This window comes from Loktanella agnita (genome assembly GCF_046640325.1).
GTDB lineage: Bacteria > Pseudomonadota > Alphaproteobacteria > Rhodobacterales > Rhodobacteraceae > Yoonia > Yoonia agnita.
Genome location: NZ_JBJMBF010000011.1, coordinates 106,285 through 130,893, shown reverse-complemented (window position 1 = coordinate 130,893; position 24,609 = coordinate 106,285). Strand labels below are relative to the sequence as shown.

The 24,609-nt window shown below is 57.9% G+C and carries 24 protein-coding genes; 6 read left to right on the top strand and 18 right to left on the bottom strand.

What is annotated here, in order from left to right:
- The first annotated feature begins 9 nt into the window (after window positions 1-9).
- On the top strand, window positions 10-1,563 hold the full coding sequence (locus ACJ5NV_RS13815; RefSeq protein WP_411644583.1) for a tripartite tricarboxylate transporter permease: 1,554 nt from the start codon (window positions 10-12) through the stop codon (window positions 1,561-1,563).
- The gene (locus ACJ5NV_RS13810) at window positions 1,563-3,227 is read left to right on the top strand and encodes a sulfatase-like hydrolase/transferase (RefSeq protein ID WP_411644581.1); all 1,665 of its coding nucleotides are present in this window, start codon (window positions 1,563-1,565) and stop codon (window positions 3,225-3,227) included. The genes ACJ5NV_RS13815 and ACJ5NV_RS13810 overlap by 1 nt, the downstream gene beginning before the upstream one ends.
- Here the strand turns inward: ACJ5NV_RS13810 and ACJ5NV_RS13805 are convergent.
- Genes ACJ5NV_RS13805 through ACJ5NV_RS13770 form a run of 8 tightly spaced genes read right to left on the bottom strand, consistent with a single transcriptional unit; the run spans window position 3,224 to window position 10,682 of the window.
- Window positions 3,224-4,165 carry a hypothetical protein gene (locus ACJ5NV_RS13805; RefSeq protein WP_411644579.1) on the bottom strand — a complete coding sequence of 314 codons (942 nt, stop codon included), beginning with the start codon at window positions 4,163-4,165 and terminating at the stop codon, window positions 3,224-3,226. The two genes, ACJ5NV_RS13810 and ACJ5NV_RS13805, sit on opposite strands and share 4 nt — an antisense overlap.
- A 23-nt stretch (window positions 4,166-4,188) precedes the next feature.
- Window positions 4,189-4,965: an SDR family NAD(P)-dependent oxidoreductase gene (locus ACJ5NV_RS13800; protein WP_411644578.1), complete on the bottom strand. Its 777-nt coding sequence runs from the start codon at window positions 4,963-4,965 to the stop codon at window positions 4,189-4,191.
- Window positions 4,962-6,065 carry an NAD(P)/FAD-dependent oxidoreductase gene (locus tag ACJ5NV_RS13795; protein ID WP_411644576.1) on the bottom strand — a complete coding sequence of 368 codons (1,104 nt, stop codon included), beginning with the start codon at window positions 6,063-6,065 and terminating at the stop codon, window positions 4,962-4,964. The genes ACJ5NV_RS13800 and ACJ5NV_RS13795 overlap by 4 nt, the downstream gene beginning before the upstream one ends.
- Window positions 6,062-7,462 (bottom strand): FAD-dependent oxidoreductase, encoded by a 1,401-nt coding sequence (locus ACJ5NV_RS13790; protein WP_411644574.1) that lies wholly within the window; start codon window positions 7,460-7,462, stop codon window positions 6,062-6,064. Before ACJ5NV_RS13790 ends, ACJ5NV_RS13795 begins: the two co-directional genes overlap by 4 nt.
- Window positions 7,462-7,746, bottom strand: coding sequence for a 2Fe-2S iron-sulfur cluster-binding protein (locus ACJ5NV_RS13785; protein ID WP_411644572.1), 285 nt, complete (start codon window positions 7,744-7,746; stop codon window positions 7,462-7,464). Before ACJ5NV_RS13785 ends, ACJ5NV_RS13790 begins: the two co-directional genes overlap by 1 nt.
- Window positions 7,743-8,642 (bottom strand): dihydrodipicolinate synthase family protein, encoded by a 900-nt coding sequence (locus ACJ5NV_RS13780; protein ID WP_411644570.1) that lies wholly within the window; start codon window positions 8,640-8,642, stop codon window positions 7,743-7,745. The genes ACJ5NV_RS13785 and ACJ5NV_RS13780 overlap by 4 nt, the downstream gene beginning before the upstream one ends.
- 4 nt (window positions 8,643-8,646) lie before the next feature.
- Window positions 8,647-9,522 (bottom strand): SMP-30/gluconolactonase/LRE family protein, encoded by an 876-nt coding sequence (locus ACJ5NV_RS13775; protein WP_411644568.1) that lies wholly within the window; start codon window positions 9,520-9,522, stop codon window positions 8,647-8,649.
- Entirely contained in the window at window positions 9,519-10,682 is a 1,164-nt protein-coding gene (locus tag ACJ5NV_RS13770; RefSeq protein WP_411644567.1) for a CaiB/BaiF CoA transferase family protein, read from the bottom strand. The genes ACJ5NV_RS13775 and ACJ5NV_RS13770 overlap by 4 nt, the downstream gene beginning before the upstream one ends.
- Before the next feature lie 82 nt (window positions 10,683-10,764).
- Between ACJ5NV_RS13770 and ACJ5NV_RS13765 the strand changes: the two genes are divergently transcribed.
- Window positions 10,765-12,102, top strand: coding sequence for an aspartate aminotransferase family protein (locus ACJ5NV_RS13765; RefSeq protein WP_411644566.1), 1,338 nt, complete (start codon window positions 10,765-10,767; stop codon window positions 12,100-12,102).
- A gap of 3 nt (window positions 12,103-12,105) precedes the next feature.
- On the top strand, window positions 12,106-12,984 hold the full coding sequence (locus tag ACJ5NV_RS13760; protein ID WP_411644565.1) for a beta-keto acid cleavage family enzyme: 879 nt from the start codon (window positions 12,106-12,108) through the stop codon (window positions 12,982-12,984).
- Window positions 12,985-12,986: 2 nt separating this feature from the next.
- Here the strand turns inward: ACJ5NV_RS13760 and ACJ5NV_RS13755 are convergent, their stop codons facing one another.
- On the bottom strand, window positions 12,987-13,775 hold the full coding sequence (locus ACJ5NV_RS13755; protein WP_411644563.1) for an IclR family transcriptional regulator: 789 nt from the start codon (window positions 13,773-13,775) through the stop codon (window positions 12,987-12,989).
- A 74-nt stretch (window positions 13,776-13,849) separates the two neighbouring features.
- Here ACJ5NV_RS13755 and ACJ5NV_RS13750 point away from each other — a divergent pair, with 74 nt between their 5' ends.
- Together ACJ5NV_RS13750 and ACJ5NV_RS13745 are read left to right on the top strand one after the other, a co-directional pair.
- Window positions 13,850-14,449, top strand: a complete 600-nt coding sequence (locus ACJ5NV_RS13750) for a dioxygenase family protein (RefSeq protein WP_411644561.1) — start codon at window positions 13,850-13,852, stop codon at window positions 14,447-14,449.
- Between the two features lie 3 nt (window positions 14,450-14,452).
- A complete protein-coding gene (locus tag ACJ5NV_RS13745; RefSeq protein ID WP_411644560.1) occupies window positions 14,453-15,121 on the top strand; it encodes a dioxygenase family protein in 669 nt (222 codons plus the stop codon).
- Between the two features lie 25 nt (window positions 15,122-15,146).
- On the opposite strand, the gene ACJ5NV_RS13740 is transcribed toward ACJ5NV_RS13745, so the two are convergent.
- The 9 genes from ACJ5NV_RS13740 to ACJ5NV_RS13700 form a co-directional block, all read right to left on the bottom strand.
- The gene (locus tag ACJ5NV_RS13740) at window positions 15,147-15,647 is read right to left on the bottom strand and encodes a TroA family protein (RefSeq protein ID WP_411644558.1); all 501 of its coding nucleotides are present in this window, start codon (window positions 15,645-15,647) and stop codon (window positions 15,147-15,149) included.
- Entirely contained in the window at window positions 15,596-15,925 is a 330-nt protein-coding gene (locus ACJ5NV_RS13735; RefSeq protein WP_411644556.1) for an ABC transporter substrate-binding protein, read from the bottom strand. The genes ACJ5NV_RS13740 and ACJ5NV_RS13735 overlap by 52 nt, the downstream gene beginning before the upstream one ends.
- A 249-nt stretch (window positions 15,926-16,174) precedes the next feature.
- On the bottom strand, window positions 16,175-17,131 hold the full coding sequence (locus tag ACJ5NV_RS13730; protein ID WP_411644554.1) for an ABC transporter substrate-binding protein: 957 nt from the start codon (window positions 17,129-17,131) through the stop codon (window positions 16,175-16,177).
- Between the two features lie 287 nt (window positions 17,132-17,418).
- Window positions 17,419-18,396 (bottom strand): ABC transporter substrate-binding protein, encoded by a 978-nt coding sequence (locus ACJ5NV_RS13725; RefSeq protein ID WP_411644552.1) that lies wholly within the window; start codon window positions 18,394-18,396, stop codon window positions 17,419-17,421.
- A 52-nt stretch (window positions 18,397-18,448) separates the two neighbouring features.
- Window positions 18,449-19,501 carry a FecCD family ABC transporter permease gene (locus ACJ5NV_RS13720; RefSeq protein WP_411644551.1) on the bottom strand — a complete coding sequence of 351 codons (1,053 nt, stop codon included), beginning with the start codon at window positions 19,499-19,501 and terminating at the stop codon, window positions 18,449-18,451.
- Entirely contained in the window at window positions 19,498-20,496 is a 999-nt protein-coding gene (locus ACJ5NV_RS13715) for a FecCD family ABC transporter permease (RefSeq protein ID WP_411644549.1), read from the bottom strand. The genes ACJ5NV_RS13720 and ACJ5NV_RS13715 overlap by 4 nt, the downstream gene beginning before the upstream one ends.
- Window positions 20,493-21,332, bottom strand: coding sequence for an ABC transporter ATP-binding protein (locus ACJ5NV_RS13710; RefSeq protein ID WP_411644625.1), 840 nt, complete (start codon window positions 21,330-21,332; stop codon window positions 20,493-20,495). Before ACJ5NV_RS13710 ends, ACJ5NV_RS13715 begins: the two co-directional genes overlap by 4 nt.
- 659 nt (window positions 21,333-21,991) lie before the next feature.
- Window positions 21,992-22,729, bottom strand: coding sequence for a CAF17-like 4Fe-4S cluster assembly/insertion protein YgfZ (ygfZ, locus tag ACJ5NV_RS13705; RefSeq protein ID WP_411644624.1), 738 nt, complete (start codon window positions 22,727-22,729; stop codon window positions 21,992-21,994).
- Window positions 22,722-24,512: an ABC transporter ATP-binding protein gene (locus tag ACJ5NV_RS13700; RefSeq protein ID WP_411644547.1), complete on the bottom strand. Its 1,791-nt coding sequence runs from the start codon at window positions 24,510-24,512 to the stop codon at window positions 22,722-22,724. The genes ygfZ and ACJ5NV_RS13700 overlap by 8 nt, the downstream gene beginning before the upstream one ends.
- Between the last annotated feature and the right edge of the window lie 97 nt (window positions 24,513-24,609).

Sequence of the window (24,609 nt, the reverse complement as noted above, 5' to 3'; positions counted from 1 at the left end):
GACGCCACTATGGTGGATTTTACAATTATTCTTGCAGGCTTCGGCGATGTTTTCACCCCAATCAATCTGCTGTTTGTGGTCTTCGGCGTTGTGCTGGGTCAGTTTGTAGGTGCGGTTCCGGGGATCGGCCCAGTGATGGCGATGGCTATCGCTATTCCGTTTACCTTTGGCCTTGATCCGCTACCTGCCATCGCGTTCCTCGTCGGCGTTAACAAAGGTGGGCTAGTCGGTGGGGCGGTGCCTGCGGTTTTGATGAACACGCCGGGCACGCCCGATGCCGCTGCCACTGCGATGGATGGCTATCCGTTGGCGCGACAGGGCAAGCCGTTGAAGGCAACCAAGATGGCGCTTTTTTCTTCAATTACAGGCGATACGTTTAGTGATGTTGTGCTGATCACAGTGGCCGCTCCGCTCGCGATCCTTGCACTTAAAATGGGACCGGTCGAGATTGTTGCCCTGATGATCTTTGCCTTTTCGATCATATCAGGTCTGATGGGTGAATCCTTGATTAAAGGGGTGATTGCTGCGGCTTTGGGCCTCTTGTTTGCGTTCGTCGGCACCGACCCCGAACATTTCACCCCGCGACTGATCTTTGGCTATTGGGATCTGTTTGATGGGCTTGCCCTGCCGTCTGTCGCCATCGGGATGCTGGCCATTTCGGAAATCTTGCGCCGTATGTCAGAATCGCGCGGTGGCGATGGCAAAGGCCTGTCGGTGACGGATACAGGCAATCCCGAAGACCGCCGCGTTTCATGGGCCGAATACTGGGCCTGTCGCTACACGCTGCTACGGGGTGCAACGATCGGCACGGCCCTTGGCGCGCTGCCGGGGATTGGGTCCACTGCCGCTGCGTTTATGTCGTATGCGATGACAAAAGCATCTTCAAAAGAACCTGAAACCTTTGGCAAAGGCAATCTGCACGGTATCGCGGCGACGGAATCCGCGAATTCCGCCGTCGTTGGTGCCAATCTTATCCCGCTGTTGACTTTGGGCATCCCGGGAAGCGTGACCGCCGCCCTGATTATCAGTGCGTTCATGATTCACGGGATGCAGCCCGGCCCCCTGTTGTTCCAGACACAGGGGCGGCTGGTTTATGGTCTGTTCGGCGCGATGATTATGGCGAATTTCGTCAACCTCTGGGTCGGGCAGGTAGGTCTGCGGCTGTGGGTCAAGGTTGTTTCGGCCCCAGAGGCCGTGATCTTTTCATCCGCATTGCTGTTGTGCTTCGTTGGTGTGTCGATGGCGACCAATGGGTTGTTTGGTGTCGGCGTCATGCTGATCTTTGCAGTCATCGGTCTGCTGATGCACAGCTTTGGCTATTCCATGGTCATCTTCATCATCGCTTTCTTTCTTGGGCCGCAATTCGAAAAATCCTTGGCGCAGGCGACTGCGCTCTTGAACGGGAACCTCTTAAATATCTACACCAGCCCTGTTGCTGTCGCCCTATTGGTCTTGTCTGTTGTATCGATATTCTGGTTTCTGTCGAAGCGCACCAATGCGGACGCAGATATGACGAATCTGGGCGTGCCGAATGGCGAAACACTGGATCAAAAGGGCGCGTGATGGCGAAACCCAAGAACATTCTTTTCATTATGTTCGATCAGCTGCGTTGGGATTATCTAAGTTGTTACGGCCACCCACACCTGCAAACCCCCAATATTGACAAGCTGGCGTCAAAGGGTGTGCGATTTGATCGCGCATATATTCAATCGCCCTTATGTGGGCCGTCGCGCATGTCGACCTATACGGGGCGTTATGTCCATAGCCATGGGGCATCTTGGAACAATGTACCTTTAAAGGTGGGCGAGCGTACAATGGGGGACTATTTGCGCGATCTCGGCATGGGCTGCTGGCTGGTTGGCAAAACCCATATGAAGGCCGACGCCGAAGGTATGGCGCGCCTGGGGCTTGAGCCAGACAGTGTCATCGGCGCGCGGGTGTCCGAATGCGGGTTTGATGTGTTTGAGCGTGATGATGGGATGCGCCCTGAAGGCCCTGATGGGTTTTATGACGACGGGGGCGCGCTGAAGTACAACGAATATCTGCGCATCAAGGGGTATGAAAGCGATAACCCATGGCATGACTACGCCAATTCAGCAAATGACGGTGCTGGGAATGTCCTGTCCGGCTGGTTCATGGAAAACAGCGACAAACCCGCCAATATTGCTGAAGATGATAGTGAAACGCCCTATCTGACGCGCCGCGGGATCGAATTTATCGAAAGCCGCGGCGATGCCCCGTGGTGTTGCCACCTGTCCTATATCAAACCCCATTGGCCCTATATCGTGCCTGCCCCTTACCATGACATGTTTGGGCCCGAACAGTTCTTGGACGTAGTGCGCACAGACGCGGAACGCCAAACAGACCATCCGGTATTTGGCGGCATGATGAAGGCACCGGTGGGCCAAGCCTTTTCCCAGACCGAGGTGCGCGACAAGGTTCTGGGCGCTTACATGGGCCTGATAAAGCAATGCGATGATCAGATGGAGGTCCTGTTTGACTGGCTGGAAAAAACGGGCCGGATGGATGATACGATGATTGTCGTAACATCAGACCATGGTGACTACCTGGGCGACCACTGGCTGGGCGAAAAGACATTTTGCCATGACACATCTGTGCGGGTGCCAATGATTGTCTATGATCCGTCGGCTGAGGCCGATGGCACGCGTGGCACAGTATCCGACGCTTTGGTGCAATTGATTGACCTCGCTCCGACCTTTGTCGAAATCGCAGGCGGCAATAGTGCCGACCTTGACCATGTGCTTGAAGGTCAGTCTCTTTTGCCGCTGTTGCGTGGGCAGAAGCAATTACGCGAATATGCCTTTTGCGAATATGATTTTTCTATGACGCCACTGGCCAAGCGGCTTGATCTGGACACGGCAGAGGCGCGGTTGTTTATGGTAACGGACACGCGCTACAAGTTGATCGAATTTGGCGGTGGCATTCGTCCAATGCTTTTCGATCGGCATGATGACCCAGATGAGCTGGTTGATTTGGGCGAAAGCGACGCCCACGCCGGTGTGATGGCGCAGCTGTCCAGCGCTCTGAATACTTGGGCACGCAGACCCGCGCAGCGCACGACAATCACGAATGAGACGTTGCGCCAGACACGATCCCAACGCAGCACCAAGGGGGTGATCCTTGGGGCTTATGGTGAGGCCGACGCCGATGCTGACCTCACCGAGAAATACCGAAACCGCAAAGCTGCGCCTGTGCGGGGTGCCTAGCCGCGCGGCTTGGCCAGCCCCGCGATGACTTTGGTGCGTTTGACGTATTTGCCACGGATGCTTTCCGCAGCGACACGGCTGTCGTCCTTGGACGCAAGGCTGGCAGTGTCACCAACAAAGCGCAGACAGACCCGCGCGTGGACGTCGTAAGTTTCCGATATCGCGTTGCTGATCCGCTCCAGCTCTTCCTCGAAATCGTCGGGCACCTGTTTGAGGACGCGCAGACTGGTGACCAGTTCTTTGTGATCCGCGTAAAACAGTCCTGAAAAATGCGGGTCATGTGCGGTCATGTCAGGGCGGATGCGTGTTTCGTAAGCCTCGGGTGAGAAATCACCAGCAAGGCAGAACGCCACGGTGGAAGCCTCCATCAAATCAGCGAAATCCGTCAGGATCGCTTGGGTCACAGGGGCATGTTCACGGTCCAGCGCTTCTTCCAGCACATGCAACAGATAAAGCATCCCGTGGATGATCAGAAAGAACAACTGGTGCTGTTGTTTCCAGCGAAACAACGGATCTGCGTCGATTTTGGGCTGTATATGTTCTGGGATCGCCGTTGGGATCAGCGCCCAATCCGCAAGGCGGTGCAGGCCACGGGCAAGCGTGGCACGTTGTTCTTCGCTTAAATCCGCGCCTGTTTCGATGTCGGCAACGCAAACCGGCAAGGCCTGCGCCATCGCCGCGCGCAGCATATCCACCGGGGAACCCGCCGCACGTTGCACAAGAAAATAGCTGTCGAACAGTTTCTGTGCGCCGTCCAACGTGCTGTCGGAAGGGGCGAAATCAACACCCTCAGCCGCCTGCGCGACCCGTGCTGCGAGGCCCTGCATCGGGCCGCCGTTTTCCATCAGTTTTGACATGCGAAAACGATTTTTTGGCAGGGCGGTTTGGGCTGCAAACCAATCGTGGGGCAATGGTAGCGTAAGTGCTTCAACGTTCATTTTTGGATTCTCCCTTGGTGGCGCTAGAAACGGCCGCAATCCACTTTCATTTTGTCGCCGGTGATAGCGGAGCTTAGGTCGCTTGCGTAATAAAGCGCGGCGCGGCCCACTTCTTCTGGGGCGACCCAGCGTTTCAGGGCCGCAACATCGGTGTAGTTCTCGCGCTCAATCTCGGACGCTGGGCGGCCTTCAGCTACGGCCCGGCGGGCGAGGATACGGTCCATATTCTCGCCGGATACGGCACCAGGCATCAACGCATTTACACGCACACCCACGGGACCAAGTTCGCGGGCCATAGTTTCGGTGATCCCGATCAGCGCGAATTTCGATGCCACATAGGCAGAGCGCATCGGATAGCCCTGAATACCCATCAGCGACGACATATTGATGATCGATCCTGATCCTTGGACTGTCATGATTCTGGCTGCTTCTTGCAGGCAATACATTGCCCCGACGAGGTTGATGTTCATGCAGGTCACCCAGTCGCCCATGTCGACCTCGGCCACAGGCGCGATAGGACCGGGGCCGCCTGCATTGTTGAGCAAAACATCAACGCGGCCCGTGATTGCGTGAGCCTTGGCAAACATCGCGCGCACATCGTCTTGGTTGGACACGTCACAGGCAATCGCATGGCCGCCGACGGCCTTGGCGACGTTTTCAAGCGGCTCCAATCGGCGCCCCGTCACGATGACCGTCGCGCCCGCCTGAGCAAATACATGGGCAGTCGCTTCACCAATGCCGCTGCCTCCGCCGGTGATGATCGCTGTTTTCCCGTCAAGACGGCTTGGGTCTTGTGTCATATCATGTCCTTTTCAAAGTCGCGCCCCGGATCGAACAGGGGCATTTCGGGCTCTCGCCCAAGAATGGACTCGCCCATCAACTGCCCGATGTAGGGGCCGATGGTGTAACCGCCCCGCACGCAGCCGAGCACATAGGCATCAGTAATACCGGGCAAGGCACCGGCGAGCGGATAGAAGTCCGGAACATTCGCTTCAAACCCTGTCCAACTGCGGGTCACGCGGGCTTTGGCCAGGGCAGGCACAGCATATTGCGCCAGCGCCAGATTGGGTTTGACGGTCGCCGCGTTGACGGTGCCGCGCCCTTCTTGGGGGGTGCCAATACCCTGCCAGCCGCCGCCGACTAGAACAGTGCCGTTTGCTTTCTGCTTCATCGTCAACAGGCCTGTCGCATGACCGATGACGCTGCTCATCAAGGCTGGCATACGTTCGGTGACGGACACGGTATTGACCCGCGCGTTGACCGGTAGGTCAACATCCAGCAACGCTGCGAGTGGTTTCAGCCAAGCGCCAGCGGCGAGCAAAATGCGCGTGGCGCGCGTAGGGCCTTGCGGCGTCTGCAGGGTGAAAACTGTGCCGCGATCAATCGCGGTGACTTTGCAACCCTCGCGATAAGGAATGCTCGCATCGCGTAGACGGCCACGGTAATACTGTCCAGTGAGCGACGAATTGGCATAGCCGTCCTCGGCACAGAAACTCGCCGCTTCAACCTTTTGGGTCAGGTTAGGTTCAGCAGCCCGCAACCGATTGTTAGAGACAAATTCAATCGGAGCGCCCGCATCGGCTTTCAATGTCTGGCGCTCTTGCAACATCTCGGCTTCGCGGGCGTTGAAGGCCAGCGTGTAGCCGCCGGTTTTGGCAAAGCCCACGGCGTCGCCCATTTCTTCCCAAAGGTGATGACCTTTCAGCGCGTAGGGCATCAATTTCACACGTTTGATTTGCAGGCTTAAAGTGCCTGCATTCACGCCAGATGCGCCTTGGCCGAGGTCGCCTTGATCCAGAACGATAGCAGACATGCCACCCTCGGCGACCCGCAAGGCCGTTGCGCAGCCCATGATGCCGCCACCAATGATCGCGATGTCATATGTGGTTTGATCGCTCATAGCGGTGCCGGTTTCGGGATTGGAAGATCGTCGTAATTGAAGTCGCCGGCAGCTTCGCCCAGCGGAACGGGGCGCAGGGGCGGGCGCGGTGTGGGTGGTGGGATTTCAGCGATAGGTCTGCTGGTTTCCTTGGCAATGAGGGCGGCGATTGCTGATTGGCAATATTTGCCGCCGCATGGCCCCATGCCTGCACGACGGCCCGATTTCACCGCATTGGTGCTGGCCGCACCTGAACTGATCTCAGCACGGATGTCCGCGCGTTTCAAGCTTTCGCAACGGCATAGAATTGTATCGTCCGTGGTGAGAGACTCGACATCCGGTTTCGGAATGCTGAGGGCGGTCATGGCTCGGCCGAACCGCGCGGCGCGGCGCCATTTACTGACCGGCGGGGCGGCAGCCGATTTGCCCAGATCGCGGGCGACGCGCGCGCCAGTGAGGGTGCCTTGAACGCCCGCAGCAAGCGCGCCGCGAATACCACAACCGTCGCCACACAAATACAGCCCATCAGTGGGCGTTGCGCCGTCGGGCTGTGCTTCGGGCACCCAGCCGCCTAAGGCGGGGTCATGGTGGATGGGCACACCGAGCATTTGCGCCGCTTCGATCTGCGGGACCAACCCATTGCCCAAACACAGACTATCAGCGTCGAATGTTGGTCCGTCCGTGCCTTTAGACAGGTTGCGGGTTTGCACCGAAGTGACGTGTTCATCGCCCGAGACTTCAGCCACCGCATGGCCCCAAAGAATTGGCACTTGTGCTAACATAAGGTCCGCCATCCAGATCCCGCCACGGGCCAAGAGCTTGGGTTGCACAGCCATCGCAGGCAAGGAACGCGCCCATTCGGTACGCGTATTTGGCGTAACAATTGCAGCAACAGTGCCGCCCAAACGGCGAATTTCACTGGCCACAAAAAACACCAGCGGCCCTGTGCCGCTGACGACAGTTTTCTTACCGGGCAAAGACAGGGTTTGTTTGAAAAGCGCCGTGGCCCCCGCGAGTCCGATGACGCCCGGCGTGGTCCAGCCCTTCACAGGCTGAACATATTCCCGTGCGCCGGTGGCGAGGATCAGCGCCTTTGCCGTAATCTGTTCTGGGGCGTCCTTGCCAAGGATTTGCAGCGCCCAGTTCTCGCCATCGCGGCGGATATCCCAGACACGGGTATCAGTGAGATGTGTGACCTCGCTCGCGTGGATCGCATGACGCAGGGCGTCGCCTGCTTTAGTTTCGGGGGTCATGGGGGCTGATAGGATGCTGGCGGCTTTCCCGCGCCAGACTTGCCCGCCAGCGGCGGGTTGTTCATCAAGCAGCACAACGCGTAATCCGGCATTGGCTGCCGTCAGCGCGGCGTTGCCACCCGCAGGCCCCGCGCCGACAATGGCGATATCATAGGGGTCGGCCATTAGATACGCTCGACAATAAGGTCAGCGGAGACATACGTGCGGCAGGCCTCAATCGTTTGCCCGTGAATGCGCACTGTGCATTCCTGACACAGGCCCATGCAGCAAAACGCGCCACGTGGCGCTTGATCATTGGGTGCTTCACGCAGTGACAAATGCCCCGCGCGCAGCAGCGCAGAGACAAGGGGTTCACCCGCGTGTCCATGCACGGGCTGACCTTCAAATGTGAAGGTCACCTGCGCGGTCCGTTCAATCCGGCCTGCGTGGTTTGGCACCAATCGGATCATGAATAGGAAATGCCCAATTGATCAAAGGTGCGTTTGATCTTGTCGATATCCGCCTCTGCCAAAGGCATGACCGGATCACGCGGCACACCGGCAGGTTGGCCGATCAAGTTCAGCGCCGCTTTGAACGATGCTGGCCATGTTCCTGTGCCCATCAGCAATTCATATAATACGGTCAACTGATAATGGGCGTGGCGATATGTGTCGTCCGGCGCGCATGTGCCGACAGCGGCCATTTCTGATGGGAGAAGGTCGGTGAATTCCGGCCCCGTCGCGATAAAGCCTTTCGCGCCAAGACCAAAGGCAGGCATGATATAATGACATGGGCCCGTCATGACGGACAGTTTATCCCCCAAACGCGCCAATAGATGTGTGTGATAGAAGAAATCACGTTGGCTTTCTTTGATGCCGATAACGTTGTGATTGTTCAGCAGCGTTTCTGTCTGGTCGATGGTTAGCGAAAACCCCATGCGGCGGGGCGAGTTATAAAGCACAAGGGGTAGCTTGGTGGCCGCCGACACCTTGTCAAAACGGGCCATCAGTTCAGCCTCTGACGCCTTGAGCACATAGGTCTGCGGCATGGACAGCAATACATCCGCGCCGTTGTCTTGGGCGGCTTTTACATAGGCAAGCGATGCGTCAATTGTGGGCGCAGAGATGCCCATCATCACAGGCACGCGACCTTTGGCGGTGTCTTTCGCCAAGCGGACCAGACGGCCACGTTCTGCTGCGTTCAAGGCCCAGCTTTCACCATTGTCGCCTGCGATGCAGATGCAGGTCGCGCCGCGTGACAGCAGAAATTCGAACAGATCGACAAACGCGTCCTCCATGATGTCGCCGCTTGCGTTAAAGGGCGTGGCAATGGCGGGGACGTAGCCGTGAAGGTCTTCTTTTTGCATGGGTTTAAGTCCTGGGATCTGGAGTGTTGCAGGTGAAAACGCCGCCAAATTGAGCGTCGACAATGATAAGGCGTTGCGGGTCGCGGGGATCAAACGCGACAGAGGTGGTCCACGTACCGCGCGGCAGGCGAACCTCGGCAATCAGATCGCCAAGAGCATCAAACACATAGGCACGGCCTGCCTGAGCCTGCGCTACTGCAAGCCAGCCGTGGGCATTGCAGGCCAGACCGTCAGGTCCAAGCCCGCCGGATAGCTGCAAATAAGTGCCGACCATCGGCGGACCCGTTTCGGGCAGACGGGTCGAGAACTTCCAGACCTGATTGGCACGGGTCGCGGCCACATAGACCCATGCGTTATCAACTGAAACCGCAATGCCATTGGAATAGGGCACGCAATCCAGAACCATCCGCAAATCACCGTTCTGCCAACGGTAGACCCGCCCACAAGGATTGCTCAGGCTGCTGCGGCCACTGTCGGTAAACCACAATGTGCCATCGGAGCCGTAGGTCATATCAGATAGGCCAAGGAATGCGGGTTCGCCTGTGCTGAGAACATTGTAAGACGTGTCGCCTGTCAGCTCGATCAGCCCATGTTTGTAGTCAACCGCGATATGACGCCCATCCGGCGCGATGCGCATTGCATGCGGTTCGCTGTCAATTTGGTGCACTGTGGTCCAATCGCCCGCCGGTGAGATGCGAAAGATGCGCCCATACGGCACATCAGACAGCCAAAGATTGTGATCCGTATCGAAGAATGCGGCCTCCAGGAACGAATGCATCGGCTGTCCCGGGCGGGTCATCTTCGCCCAGTTTGAAGGCTCCCCGCGGTGATGTAGATCATCGGGCAGTGCGGTCCAAAGGGTGGCGGTGAGATGCGTCATTTAACAATCCCCGCATCATAAAGCTGCTCAATCTGCTGCGGGGCCAGCCCCATTTCAGATAGCACCGCACGGGTATCCTCACCAAGGGTGGGTGGGGTTTTGTGGATGGTTGCTGGGGCACCGTTCATGTGAAACGCACTTGTGGGCAGGGGCACGCCAGTTTCGGGACTATTCTGGAAATAGCCGCGCGCGGCGAGTTGCGGTAGCGCGACAGCTTCGGACAAGGTTTTGATTCGCTCGGCGGGCAAGTCAGCGGCGCGCAAACGGCTGACCCATGTGTCGGCATCCGCCGTCATGAATATTTCGCTGAGTACGGCATTGGTTTCTGCATCCAAGGCCCAGACATCTGGCCAATCGTTGATCTGCACTAAGACAGGAACAGGGTGACCCAGCTGTGTCAGCATGGCCGCAAGTTTGCGATACTGCGCCGGGCGGAATGCACCCAACATCAAACGCCCGTCTTGGGTGTCATAGCTGGCGATGCCCGGTTCTTTGCCGCGTGATATGGGGGCCGTATGTTGCGCAAATGCAGCCTCTGGTGCCATCATCTGCATCCCGACCTCTAACATAGAAACAGATATATGGGTGCCACGACCAGATTGCGTGCGCCCGTTCAGCGCTGCCGTGATAGCAAAGGCTGCGGCGTAACCTGTCGCATAGTCGATAAAGGACACCCCAGGTTTTACCCCACCACATTGCGCAATCGTTCCGCTGGTGGCCTGAATGACATTGTCATAGGCACCATGTGCGGCTTGTGGCCCCGTGTCCCCATAGCCGGTGATCGAACAGTAGATCAGCCGTGGATTGACCGCCATTAGCGCGTCATGGCCCAGACCAAGGTCGTCCAACGCGCCGGTCGTGTAGTTTTCGACAAGGATATCGGCCTCCCGCACCAAAGCACGCAAAACATCGGCCCCTTCAGGGTGACGAAGGTCCAGCGCAAGGCTGCGTTTGTTGCCGCCCTGCACCTGATAGTTCAACCCAAGCCCAGCCGCGTTCAACGCATCATCAGGCCCGCGTCCGCGCGCGCAGTCAGGATTTTGCGGATCTTCGACTTTGATTACATCCGCGCCGAGCAGCGCCAATTGATAGCCACAGAAGGGACCTGCCAACACATGGGTCAGATCCAAGACTGTGATGCCTTTCAATGCGCCTGTCATGAGAGTTTTGCCTTGCGAAATCCGGATGCGTTTAATATACAAAACATACGTTTATATGCAAGACATAAAAGGCGACAGCGTGATGGCTCAAAGCAGCGTATTCCACCGAGACCTCAATGCGGAACTGCCTGTGATTGTTTCGGGTGATGGAAGCTACCTGATTGATGATACGGGGCGGCGGTATCTGGATGCTTGTGGCGGGGCGGCTGTGTCCTGCATTGGACACAGCAATGCCAAGGTGCGCGAAGCGATTAAAGCCCAGGTTGATACGCTGGCCTTTGCGCACACAGGGTCCTTTACCAACCAACCCGCCGAAGACTTGGCCGCACATCTTGTGGCGAGAGCCCCCAAGGGGACAGGTGCGGGGCGGGTCATGTACCTTGGGTCAGGCTCCGAAGCGATGGAAGCCGTGTTAAAGCTCGCGCGGCAATATTGCATCGAAAAGAGCGAGCCTGAGCGCCAGCACATCATCGCGCGCAAGCCCAGCTACCATGGCAATACGCTAGGCGCTTTGGCGACGGGCGGCCATGCGGGACGACGCGCGCCCTTTGCCCCGCTTTTGATCAATGTCAATCACATCGACGCCCCCTATCCTTACCGTTTGCAGCAGGATGGTGAGAGTGAGACCGATTTTGCGCTGCGGATGGCCAGTCTTTTGGATGCGGAAATCACCCGTCTGGGGGCTGAGACAGTGATGGCTTTCGTCGCTGAGCCCGTCGTCGGCGCGTCTCTGGGCACGCAGCCCGCACCCAAGGGATACTGGGCGCGTATCCGCGAGATTTGCGACAAGCGCGGCGTGTTATTGATCGCAGACGAAGTGATGAGCGGCATGGGCCGCACCGGAACAACCTATGCGCTGGAACAAGAAGGTATCGCCGCTGACTTAACGACAATGGCGAAAGGGCTTGGCGCTGGATACCAGCCAATCGCGGCTGTCTTGGCCGCGCAGAAGGTGGTGGATGTGGTCAAGGCGGGCAGCGGCAAGCTCTGGAATGGGCACACTTATATGTCCCACGCGATTGCCACAGCAGGGGCCTTGGCCGTCCAGCAGGTGATTGAAGAAGAGAACCTGTTGGCCAATGTAATGACCCGCGGGGCGCAATTGAAAGCAGGGCTGGGCGCTGCCTTTGGACAACATCCGAACGTGGGCGACATCCGTGGACGCGGGTTGTTCTGGACGATTGAACTGGTGGCTGACTGGGCCACCAAGGCGCCCTTTGATCCTCTCGACGGCATTGCCATGAAGGTCGGCGCGGCTGCCAAAGCGCGTGGTGTCATGACCTATCCGTCACAGGGCTGCGTTGATGGGGTGAAAGGGGATCATGTGTTGTTGGCCCCAATGTACACCGCGACCGAGGCCGAAATCGACCTGATCGTTCAGACATTGGCCGCCGCAGTGGCCGACGTGTTGGAGGCTTAATACATGGCGCGCAAAACAATCCTTACAGCCGCAATCACCGGCAACCTGATGACGCCAGAGATCAGCCCACATCTGCCAGTAACGCCGGAACAAATCGCCACCCAAGCGCTCGACGCCGCAAAAGCAGGGGCCGCGATTGTGCACCTGCACGTGCGTGAACCTGAAACGGCAAAAGGCTCTATGCGGTTGGACCTGTATACCGAGCTGGTCGAACGCATCCGCGCAAAAAACACTGATGTGCTGCTCAACCTGACAACGGGTGAAGGCGGGCGGTTTATCCCGTCTGATGAAGACCCCAAGGTGGCCGCCGCAGGATCAACGCTGTGCATCCCTGAAAAACGCGTGGCCCATATCGAAGCCCTGCGCCCCGAGATCTGCACATTGGATTTCAATACCATGTGGTCCGGGCAAGCGTCCGTTATCAATGCGCCCCGCAACCTTGAGATCATGGCAGAACGGATCTACGCAGCAGGCGTCACACCCGAGATCGAGATTTTCGACAGTGGCGATTTGCATATGGTCAAGGATTTTGTCGCCCGTGGCGTGCTGAAAACGCCGTTGATGGTGCAGATGGTTCTGGGCGTGCGGTTCGGCGCGGTCGCCAATCCGGCGACGATGGCCTACTTAGTCAGCCAATTGCCCGAAGACACCCAGTGGGCGGCGTTCGGTATCGGCAAAATGGCCTTCCCGATGTTGGCGCAGGCATGGTTGCTTGGCGGACATATCCGCATCGGTATGGAAGACACGGCACATATCGCAAAGGGTCAACATTGCGAAAGCAACGCACAACTTGTGCGCAAAGCGGCTGGGATTATCGGTGATCTTGGCGGTGAACTTGCCACCCCAAACGAGGCCCGCGAAATTCTGGGAATTGCCGGATGAGCCTAACCGCCCTGATACCCCAACCCGCGCGAAATTTGCAGTGCGGCATCTTGGGTTTGGGGCACAAGGTCGGTTTCGATGCGGTCGAAATCGAACCCACTGTCGGGGCCAGACAGGTTCACACAGGCAACGATTGCGCCGGTATTGTCGCGCACTGGCACAGCCACGCTGGACCCGCCCGGTTCGCGAAACCCGCGGGAAATCACAAAGCCCGCATCGCGGGTTTCGGCTACACGTGTCGCGAGGCTGGCAGCGTCAGTCGGCGTGTGCTCTGTGAAACGATCCCACGTTTGGCGGGCGGCGAACGCCTGCAGGTCGTGAGGGCTCAACGCCCCAAGCAAACACCAGCCAATCGCCGAGGCATAGGCCTGCGTGCGGGTTCCCGTGCGCATATTGGACACATAGCCAGACCGCGCCTGATGGCTCACGAGATACAAAACATCATCACCCTCCAGCACGCTCAGATGCGTGGAAACCCCCGTATCATCGCGCAACTGCGCAAGGATCGGGCGGGCAATGGCTGTAATGGGCTGTTGGTTCAAATAGGCAAAGCCAAGGTTCAGGACGCGCGCACCAAGGGTGAAAGTATTGGCTTGCTCCGCCTCTCGGATGAACTCCATCTGCCGCAAGGTATAGACCAGACGAAAAGCAGAAGAGCGGCTAAGCTCCATGGCGCGGGCAATATCGCTCAGAGACATAGGCGCCTCATGCGCGCCAAGAATTTCCAGCACACGCAACCCCCGATGCAAACCGGGGACGAAATACACATCATGGTTAGACGCTTTGGGCATAGGCAATCACTTTGTCACTGTCGGTCCTCGGTGTTTAATATACAAAACACGCTAAAGACAATGGAGGACAGCCCATGAGCGATCCGGCATCCAATCTTTTGCCAGCCACGAACGAAGATACCTGCGGGCCATATTTCCCGATCTACTTCGCGGACCCGGCATTAGAGGACTTAACGCAGGTTGATCCGGGGCTGGTCGGACAGGCCACCGGCACGCCAATCATTTTGCGTGGTCGCATATTGGACCGCCATGGTGAATTGGCGCATGGTACGCTGCTTGAATTTTGGCAAGCAAATGCCAAAGGAGTTTACCGCACGCCAGAAACTCAAAGACACGACGACATTGACCCGTGGTTTCACGGTTACGGGCGGCTGCGCACGGCGGACGGCACCTATACGTTCAAAACAATCATGCCCGGTGCTGCAGAGGGACGCGCGCCTAATATCACCATTACGATCTTTTCCGACGGGATCAGCCGGATCGTCACGCAGATGTTCTTTAACGATCAAGCGGGCAATAACACCGATCCCGTATTGCAGGCCGTGGGCGATGATGCACACAAGTTGATCGCCCGTCATGACGGGCGCACAGCCAGCGGGGCCGAGGTGTATGTCTTTGACATCATCATGGCCGGTGATGGCGAAACCCCATTTTTCGATGATCTGGAAAGCTGAGATATGGCAAACCAAGGACGTATCCTGGGCATTGGCCCAACCGATAACACATCCGATCAGCGCACACCGCGCCAACCCCTGCGGCTGATCCCCGAAGCTGCACGAAACAGCTTTGTTCCAGTGGTGCCAGCGCGCTTCGCCACCCGTAGCCATGAATGGGACATGACCCGCACTGCCCCAGACCGCCCTCGCGCGGATGGCGTCCCGATCGAGGTCACGGGCCAAGTGCGCACGCCGTCCGGTCGCCCATTAGCGGGTGCACTGCTGGAGATTTGGAGCGCGAACCACTACGGGCGCTACCGCCATGTCGAAGACCACTCCGGCTTGCAACTCGATGAAAATCACCTTGGGGTAGGACGCGTGTTGACCGACGATGAAGGACGCTACAAATTCTGGGCGATCAGCCCCGGCGCCTACCTTGCAAGGCCCGACATCGGCCGCTGGCGTCCCAAACACATCCATATGTCGATCAGTGGCGGATCATCGCGACTGGTAACGCAGATGTATTTTCCAGATGAACCGAACAATGCATCTGACCCGATGGCGATCCTGATGGGGGATGCCTTCAAGCGCAACATCGGTCAGCCCCGAGATATTGGTAGTACAGAAGTGGATGAAGCGTTCGACTTCAATATCGTCATCGGCGGATGCAACGCGACCTTCTTTGAATAGCGCTTGGTCATGTCCTCAGCGCCAGTCAATGCGACGTGTCTGGACCAAGCGGGACAAAGTCGCGAGTTGCGATTTGGGAAACCAACACGCCAAGCACGTAGTCAAGGGATTCAAATGTTACCGGGCGCTGCTTTTCACGTTCGATCATGAAATACTGGTTGTTCCGGACCGCGTGTAGTGTTTCGCGCCAGATCGGGAGCGTGCTGTCCCATAGTTCATAAATGGCCGCGACGGTGGTGCCATTTGCGGGCCAATAAGTGCTGATCATGAAATCCGCTTCAAATTGATCACTCAGCTCTGCGCTGATGTCGATCCGTGCTGCATCTTGGCCGGTGATGGTCTCTGGCATGGAAAATCCGAGGTCGCGTATGATTTGCGTCAGCGCGTCATAGTTGCGAAAGCCCCGGATCGTGCCATTTTTGCGTGGCTCGATGACGCCGATAGAGATTGCGGACGGGTCTTCAAAGGCGTCGTTTACAACGACCTGAGCTTCGCCGAATGTGCCTCCCAAACCGCACAACGACACGCGAAGGCGTCCAACGCCCCGGCAATGTTGGCAACTTCGCGGTAACAGTCTAGGAAACTCTCGTTCCAGTTTTCAATGGAAACGGTCGGTGCGATCAGCGAGAGGTTGTCGTAGTTTTCGGGGTCGGTATTGAGCATGATAATCAGGTCAGGTTCAGCGGCAGCAATGGCTTCGTAATCATATTGGTTCGGGTCACCGACCCACGCGATATCTGATGTCTCAAACCGAAATCCAAGGGCATGGTAGGCGCCGCGCACATAGGGTTCTCCGCCGTTCACAGACAAATCGATCCTGCCGGTTGAGCCGACGAGATTCGCGCAGTTCGAGCAGCGGTGCTGTCACAGCCTCACCCCGTAGGGAAATGATGCGTTGCGGGTTTTCGGGGATGCAGCTTTCGCCAAGGGCATGGGTATAGGCGCGAAATCCCGGCTGGCAATCTTGGGCATGCGCCTGCGTGGTGATACAGGCGAGAAGACCAAGGGTGAGCAGGGGATGCATGGCTGGGTCCGATCAGAAATGGATTTGATTTATTCCGGCACAAGTGTTGCGGGGTCCCCGTCAATCGCCGCGGCGATTTTTGGTTCCAGTGCCTCAAGCGCATAGGGCAGGCTAAGCAGTGAGGCGTGGCTCATGGCACTGCTAAGCATCGCATCAACGAATATTTCGCGACCCTCGTGATAGGCGGTGAGCGCGGGACGCAACGCCAAATCTTCGATGCTCTGAATGTTATCTTCTGAGCCATCAGTGAACCAAAGTACGACATCGGCGTCGATGATTGGCAGCTCTTCTTGAGAGAAAGATGCCACAAATTCCCCTTCAGCAGAGATATCCTGCACAGCTGCGGGTGTGATAAGGCCAAGATTGGCCAGCAAAAGCGTGCGGATATCTTTGCCGGTGTAAACGCCAAGGCCATTCCAGACATAGGCTGGTGATGCCGTGCGTCCTTGCCAATCGGGGTGGCGCGCTCTGATGGCGGCGAGTTCGTCGTTCACGCCCTGAACCAAGGTTTCAGCCAGGTCTAGCTTGCCGGTCGCCTCGCCTGCGATCAGGGCCAGTTGGTCCCAGGGCAAAGCAAAATCGCCGGTGCCTTCGGGTACGGCGACAACCGGCGCGATGCGCGACAGCTGGGTATATTCCTCTGTCGTGATGCCAGACCAGAGGGCAATAATTACATCCGGCTCTGCGGCGGCGATCTGTTCAAAGTTCAGATCGCCCCTCAGGATTTCGGGATTGCCCATCAACAGCGGCGCGGCCCATGGCCAAACTGCTTTGGGGTGGTCGCCATACCAATCCCGTATCGTCACAGGTTGGATACCAAGGGCGAGCAGATTGTCGGCCCCATTATAGTCGAGGCTGGCCACTCGCACGGGCGCGCTTTCAATGACGGTTTCACCGAATTTATGCGTGATCGTCAGCGGAAACTCCTGCGCAAAGGCGCATGTCCCCAGCATGATAATTAACATGGCGATCAGTTGGGTTTTCATATGTACTCCGTTCATTCTACCAGCGCACAACTGTGTCGGTGACAGCGCCGTGCCAGACTGTTCTTTGGGGGATGGGGCCGTTCGCCGGGACGAGGCGGCCATATATACGCGTGGCCGGAAGCACTTGCGTGCCACCGGCAAAGCCCCATTTGCGCAGCAGGCATCATGCTTGCCATGGGTGCAAACCAGCACGGCGGGGTGCCGTGCGGGTGTCACGGCGAAGGGTGACAGATCCTGCCTGTAACAATGGCGCGCACAAAGCAGCGGTAATTGCGCGCTGCCAAAGATCACCAATTGTCCGGCCTGTCGTCGGCATGGGTGGTTGGGTCGCCGTCCATTGCGGCGGTGATGGCCATTTCCATACGGTCCACGGCGTAGGGCATGCTTAACAGCGATCCATAGGAAAACGCGCCTGTCACATCGACGGTGAAGATGATCTCGCGGCCTTCCTGATGGGGCTTGATGTAGTCCAGCACCTCTAGTCCGCGAATAGGGTCCAGATTGCCGTCGCCGCGGATCCAGATCAATAGATCCACATCCAACAGATCGACCCGCTCTTCGCTGACGCGGACGCCAGCGCTGCCGTTTGGATCAAGACCATTAATGGCCTGCGGGGTGACGAAACCCAACGCCTCCAAAAGCTGTTGGCGCGCATCGTGCGAGGAATAAACGCCAAGCTGCCCCTCTCGATCAACCCAGCCGATCAATGCGGTTTTGCCGGCCCATTGCGGGTTTTCGGCGGCGATCGTTGCAATTTTATCTTCGATAGCAGCAACCATCTCAATGGATTGCGCTTCATTGCCGGTGGCACGCCCTGTTATCAAGGCGCGTTCATTCCACGTCAGGCTCCAGTCACCGCGGCCTTCGGGTACAGCAACAACCGGGGCGATTTCTGACAGTTGGCCGTATTCTTCGGGCGTCATCGCGTTATAGAGCGAAAGGATGACATCGGGGTCAGCAGCGGCGATGGCCTCAAAATCCAACACACCGCGTTGCAGCAGGACGGGTTTGGTTGTCAGCAGCGGCGCAGCCCAGGGCCAAAGACCAAACGGCTGCCCGCCATACCAGTCTTCAATCGTGACAGGCTGCAACCCAAGCGCGAGGATATTGTCAGCCCCGTTGCCGTCAACGGTCGCAACGCGCGCCGGGCGCTCCGGGATGATCGTCGTGCCAAATTTATGCGAGATTTCGAGCGGAAATTCTTGGGCAAATGCAGGGACTGCGGTCACACAGGCAATAATAACGGCGAGGACGGATTTGTTCATAATGGTTCCATCTGTGGTTAGAGTGCGATGCGTGCTGGCGTTGGCTGGCAGGTCAGAGCTGGTTGCGGCCTTGGGTTTTCAGGATCAGGATGACGAAGACGGGAACGCCGATAATGGCGGTGACAAGACCGGCGGGGATTTGTATCGGCGCAAAGGCGGTGCGGCCGACAAAATCCGCCAGACCGACCATAAGCGCACCCGTCAGCCCGGTGAGCAGAAGATGCAGACCAACGCCCGAATGGGCGAGCTTGCGGGCCAGATGTGGCGCAACAAGCCCGACAAAGCCAAGCGGTCCAACAGCGGCCACCGCAGTTGCCGCCAGTGCAACGGCAAGGGCCACAAGGGCCAAACGCGCGCGGCGCAGCTGCACACCAAGGCTGATTGCGGTTTCTTCGCCAAAGCGGATGGCGGAAAGCGGGCGCGCGGCCACAAGCAGCGCTGGAATGACGAGGGCAGCGGTGGCTGTCAGCCAGACAACCTCTTTCCAGCCGACAGAATGTACCGATCCAGCAAGCCACCCCAAGGCAGCCATTGCCCGATCAACATTGCCATAGGTCAGCAGGGCGGATGTAAAAGACGAGATGAGTGCGGCAACGCCGATACCCATCAGGATAAATCGCAACGTCTCACCGCCGCGCTGCCGTGACGATGATGCCGCCAGCACCAATACCGCGACAATCAAAGAGCCTGCAAATGCCAGAAACGGGCGCAGGAAAATGCCAACCTCTGGAAAGAGAATGGTGAAGGTGACAACCACAAGCGCGGCCCCTTGGCTGACGCCAACAAGGCTGGGGTCGGCCAGCGGATTGCGGGTTACATATTGCAGGGTCGCCCCGGACAGCGCGAGGAACGCGCCGACGATAAAGGCCACAAGCGTGCGCGGAAAGCGGAATTGCCAGACCACGGTTGCCGCCGTGTCTGACGGCGGATTCCCAATGAGCGTGGCCCAGACCTGCGCGCTTTCCAGCGGGTAGGAACCTGTCATCAGGCTCCACAATAGCACGGTGGCAATCGCAACCGTGAGGCAGAGGCAGACCACCAGCGCCCGCAGTGGCACACGCAACGCGACGCGCCCACCAATTGCGTCAAACGTTGCCATGCTCATAGCTTTGCCCTGACCAGCCAGATGAACACCGGCGCGCCCAGCATCGTGGTGACAATGCCAGTGGACACTTCGATCGGGGCGAGAACGACGCGCGCAGCGATATCGACCATGACAACATAGGCGGCACCGATCAATGCGGAAAACGGCACGATAAGCCGATAGTCAGACCCGACAAAAAGCCGCACTACATGCGGGATAACAAGCCCCACAAACCCAAGCGGCCCGGCGATTGAAACGGCGGCAGCGGTCAGAACGACTACAGCGCCAAGCGCAATGAGTTTGATGCGCACAGTATTAACACCCAAACCGGCTGCCGTCTCTTCGCCCATGGCAAGCGCGGTGACCTGCCGCGCGATGATCAGGGCGGCCAGCATTCCGGCAATGAACCAAGGCAAAGCCCAAAGATATGTCGCCATGTCGCGCCCGGCGAGAGAGCCGGAAAGCCAGATACGAAAATCACGGAACGCGTCTTCGTTCATGAGAATGACCGCGCTTTCGATAGCATAAAGGAACCCGGTGACCGCCGCGCCGGAAAGGATCAAGGTCAGCGGCGTCGCCCCGCCGGGCGCGGCGCTGGCAATTGTCCACATCAGAACCGCGCCAATCAACGCGCCGACCGCGGCAAAAAGTGGAATGAAAGCGCTGCCCGCCAGATCAAGCCAGCCAATGCCAATAATGACCGCAAAGGTCGCCCCAGCCATAAGACCCAGCAGGCCCGGCTCGGCCAATGGGTTACGGGCCACCCCCTGCATCAAAGCGCCTGCAACAGAAAGTGCGGCGCCCACGCTGATGGCGAAAATCGCACGCGGCATGCGCAGATCGCGCACGATCACATGGTCGAACACCCCGTCCTGAGGCGCAAAAAGGGCCTGCCACACGGTGACAATCGGGATAGGTTTTGCGCCCACCGAAATATGCCAGAGAAAGGCAGCAAGCACCCCGGCAACGCAAAGCCAAAAACCCGCTGCGGCAAAGATGGTGCGCGTCGCGTTCATTCTGCTGCTGCGGCGGCTGGATAGGCGCTGTCTGCGTGATCCGGTGTGCGGGGCAGGCAAACGGGGCGGCCGGTTTTTGGGTCCGCGATAACATCCGCGCGCAAATCGAAAACCTGACGCAACTCCGCCGGGCGGATTACCTCTGGGCCGGTCCCCTCTGCCACGATCGCACCGTCGCGCATCATTACAATCCGGTCGGCAAAGGCGGCGGCAAGGTTCAGCTCGTGCAAGACCAGTACCATCGTGCGGCCATCTTCCTGCACGATACGCGACAAAAGCGCCATAAGATCCACCTGCACCTTAAGGTCAAGAAAGGTGGTGGGTTCATCCAGAAGCAAAAGCGGCGTGTCTTGGGCCAGCACCATCGCCAGCCAGCAACGCTGCCGCTGACCACCAGACAGGCTGTCCACGGGGCGTTCCGCGAAATCCTTCAGATCGGTCAGTGACATGGCTTTTTCAACGGCGGCCCGGTCCCCCGGCGACCATTGGCGCAGCAAGGTTTGATGGGGAAAGCGGCCTTGCGCCACCAGTTCTGTCACCGTCAAACCTTCGGGCGCGACAGGGCCTTGTGGCAGCAGGGCAAGGCGGGTCGCAACATCGCGGGTTTTATAGCTGCCAATCGGCTTGCCCATCAATGAAACCTCACCTGTTTTCGGTTTCAGAATGCGTGCAAGGGCCTTTAGCAAGGTCGATTTTCCACACCCGTTCGGTCCGACAAGCGCAGTAATCTGTCCCGCCGCAATATTGAGATTAATGCTTTTGATAATCGTCGTATCACCGTAGCAAACCGAAAGATTTGATGCTGTGAGCGGTGATCCTTCGGCGGCTAAACTCATCGGCATATGACACACGACGCCGTTCTGGCTTGCCGTGCTCTCCCAGACTTATTGTTGTCGTTTGTGAAAGCGCAGCCGGCATATGCCAGTGCGCCACAATTACCTTAGTGTTATAGTCAGATAAGTTGCGCTGCAACGCGTTTCTGCCTGTCGGCGCGGGCGGGCGCCGATGCAGCCTTGCGGACTATCATCGTCATTGTCACCATCACGGTCGAAACTGGTCGCAGACGCGCGAAACCTACGTCGCGGTCTGGCAACGCTTTCAATTTCCCCGGTGGCTTTCACCGAACGCAACCCCATCGTGGCCAAACATGCATGACAGCGCTGCATCCGGCCCTGGCCAGCCAGATGGCTGTCAACCAAATGCCCGCAGCCTATCGCATTGCCTGTTACTGACAGGATCGCTGCAAGGCGGTGGCAGGGCGTGCAGCGTGCCGGTCAGCCTCGCGACGGGCAACAGCAGATCATGGCTGTCCAGCAGTATATCCGAGGCGTTAAATGCCCCTGTTCCTATACAATTTTATGTCGTTTTCGCGGTCCGCAGCGACAGGTCGACGATGCAATAACGCATTCCGTCGCTATTGTCGGGTCATCTGTCCAGCCTGAACAGGAAATCAATCTGTGCCATTGATGACGGACCACTGGCGGACAATCTGTGCTTACAGATCTGCAGTGATATCTGCGTCGCCAGCCTGCAGCGTGCCCTTTGCACGATCAAAGCGCAGATGAGCCAATGCAGCCTTGCCCGATTGGGTGAACAACGTGCCCGCTTCCTTGCCGTCACCAGTCAGGATTCGCGTCCCGACCGGGGCTGCCCCGTCGATAGTGACCTTTACCAAACCCTTACGCAGTTCCGTCTTATGCTTCATCCGGGCGTTGATTTCTTGGCCAACATAGCAGCCTTTTTTGAAATCAATGCCGTTCAGACGTTCAAAGCCGCATTCCAAAAGATAGCTATCCGGGGTCAGCTCAATCCCTGTTTTGGGGATAATATGGGCGACACGCAGTGCATCCCAATCCGTGTCGTCGCTGCGATCCTCTGCCCCGTAAAACCGCCAGCCCATGGCCGGGTTACGTGGGTCGGGCATTGCGCCGTCGGGCACGGGGCCTGTTCCGCGCGACACGATGATCTCTGTTTCCGCGATCTGCACAGCGGCACGCAACCGGTACATTGTCAGCTTCTGGGCAAGGGATGGCGCATGCGACGCAGCAACGTCGATCAGCAGTTGCTCATCATCCCCAACAATAAAGAAATCGGCAATGAATTTGCCTTGGGGCGTCAAAAGGGCGGCGTAAACGATCCCATCCGTTGCGCGGTCAACATCATTGGTGACCAAATTCTGCAGAAATGGAATTTTGTCATCACCTGTGACCGAAAGCACAACGCGTTCATTCATCATTTTCGCTTTCTGATCGTTTGAACTGAAGCCGGTGCAAATCGGCATAGATCCCACCGCGGGCGAGCAATTCTTCATGTGTGCCCTGATCGACAACGCGTCCGTGGTCCATCACGACAATGGAATGTGCGTTGCGGATGGTCGACAGCCGGTGTGCGATAACAAGGGTGGTGCGGCCTTCCGACAACTCTTCCAGCGCGGTCTGGACGATTGCCTCGGACTTCGTGTCAAGCGCGCTGGTCGCTTCGTCCAGCAGTAGGATAGGCGTATCGCGCAACAATGCGCGGGCGATGGCGACGCGCTGACGCTGACCGCCCGACAGGTTCGATCCACGCGGTCCGGCGGGACTGTCCAATCCAGCGGACAGGCTCGGAAGAAAGTCGCTGACATGGGCCGCATCCAGCACTGATTTTAACTGCGCCTCCTCCACGTCTTCGCGGCCCAAAAGGATATTGTCCCGCAGCGTTTCATCAAAAAGCGCGGCATCCTGTGTCACAACCGAATAAAGACCGCGCAGATCGGGCAGTGCCATGTCTTTGATCGGGGTTCCAGAAATGCTGACCTCACCGCTTTCAGGATCAATCAACCGTGTCAGCACGTTGAACACGGTACTTTTGCCTGCGCCGGACGACCCAACCAGAGCGGTGGTTTTGCCGGCCTCAGCGGTGAAACTGGCCCCGCGCAGCACCGGCAGGTCATCGTAGCGCAGCGTGACGTCATTCAGGACGATCTCAGGCGCGCCAGCAGGTTTCGGGCGCGGGGAAGCGGGCGAGACGATGCTGGGCTTAATATCCAAAACCGATTGCAGGCGTTCCGCACTGGCCGCCGCGCGCTGCCACTGACCGCTCATCGCGCCCAGACGGCGCAGCGGGTCAAAGGCCAGCGACATTGCGGTGAAAAACTGCATGAATTCGCCGCTGGTCTTTTCACCTGCGATGATTTCAGAGCCGCCATAGATCAACACACCCAGAAAGCCGATGCCGGTCATGATATCGATCAGCGCCGGAACCGCCGCCTGACCCATGGTTGTCTTCACCTCGGCGTCAATACCCTTGCGGATCAGCCCGTCATAGCGGGTGGATTGATAGGTCTCGAGCGCATTCAGCTTGATAGGATTGATGCCGTGAAACACCTCGTCCAGTCGGGTCGAAATGTCGCCAGCGATCTGGCGTGACAGTCCCGCGCGATGGCGAATGAAAGCTTGCACCATCAGCGATGGCAGGATCAGCAGCGGCACGCCGACAATGGCAATCAGGGTCCAGCGCCAATCCACCGACAGTGCAGAGGCGAAAAGCACCACGAGCGCGATCAGATCCCGACTAAATGCGGTGATGATTGAGCTCCAGATCGAATTGATGGCACCCACATCGCCCTGCACCCGTTCGATCAGGCTTCCCGGGGGATTAAGCTGATGATAGCCACTGTCGAGCGACATTAAATGTTTCAATAGATCGCGTCGCATTGCCGCTGCGGAAAGCTGGCGGATTAGCGACATGATAACCTTTTGCGCGGATGACGTGAGCGCGCGAAGAATGAAGATCCCCATCACGCCAAGCCCGACCCAATAAAGCGCGTTCCGGTCGCCTTGCGTAAATACGTCGTCGAACATTGGCTGCACAAGAAAGCTGAGCGCGCCGAACATCGACCCTTCAATGGCCATCAGGGTGACGGCACCAACCAGCAGCCATTTATGTTTGCTGACATAGCCGCGCCATAGCCACCAGAATAGCTTGGTTGCTGAGTCCGGTTTAGGCTTCCGGGCCGGTTTTTTTTCTGCGGGCATCGGGGGCCTCTTGCCATGGGATCACGTGGGTCTAATCGTAAATGGGGGATGAAGACAAGCTTGGCAAGCTTGACGCCGAACATGCCGCGCGTAGTGT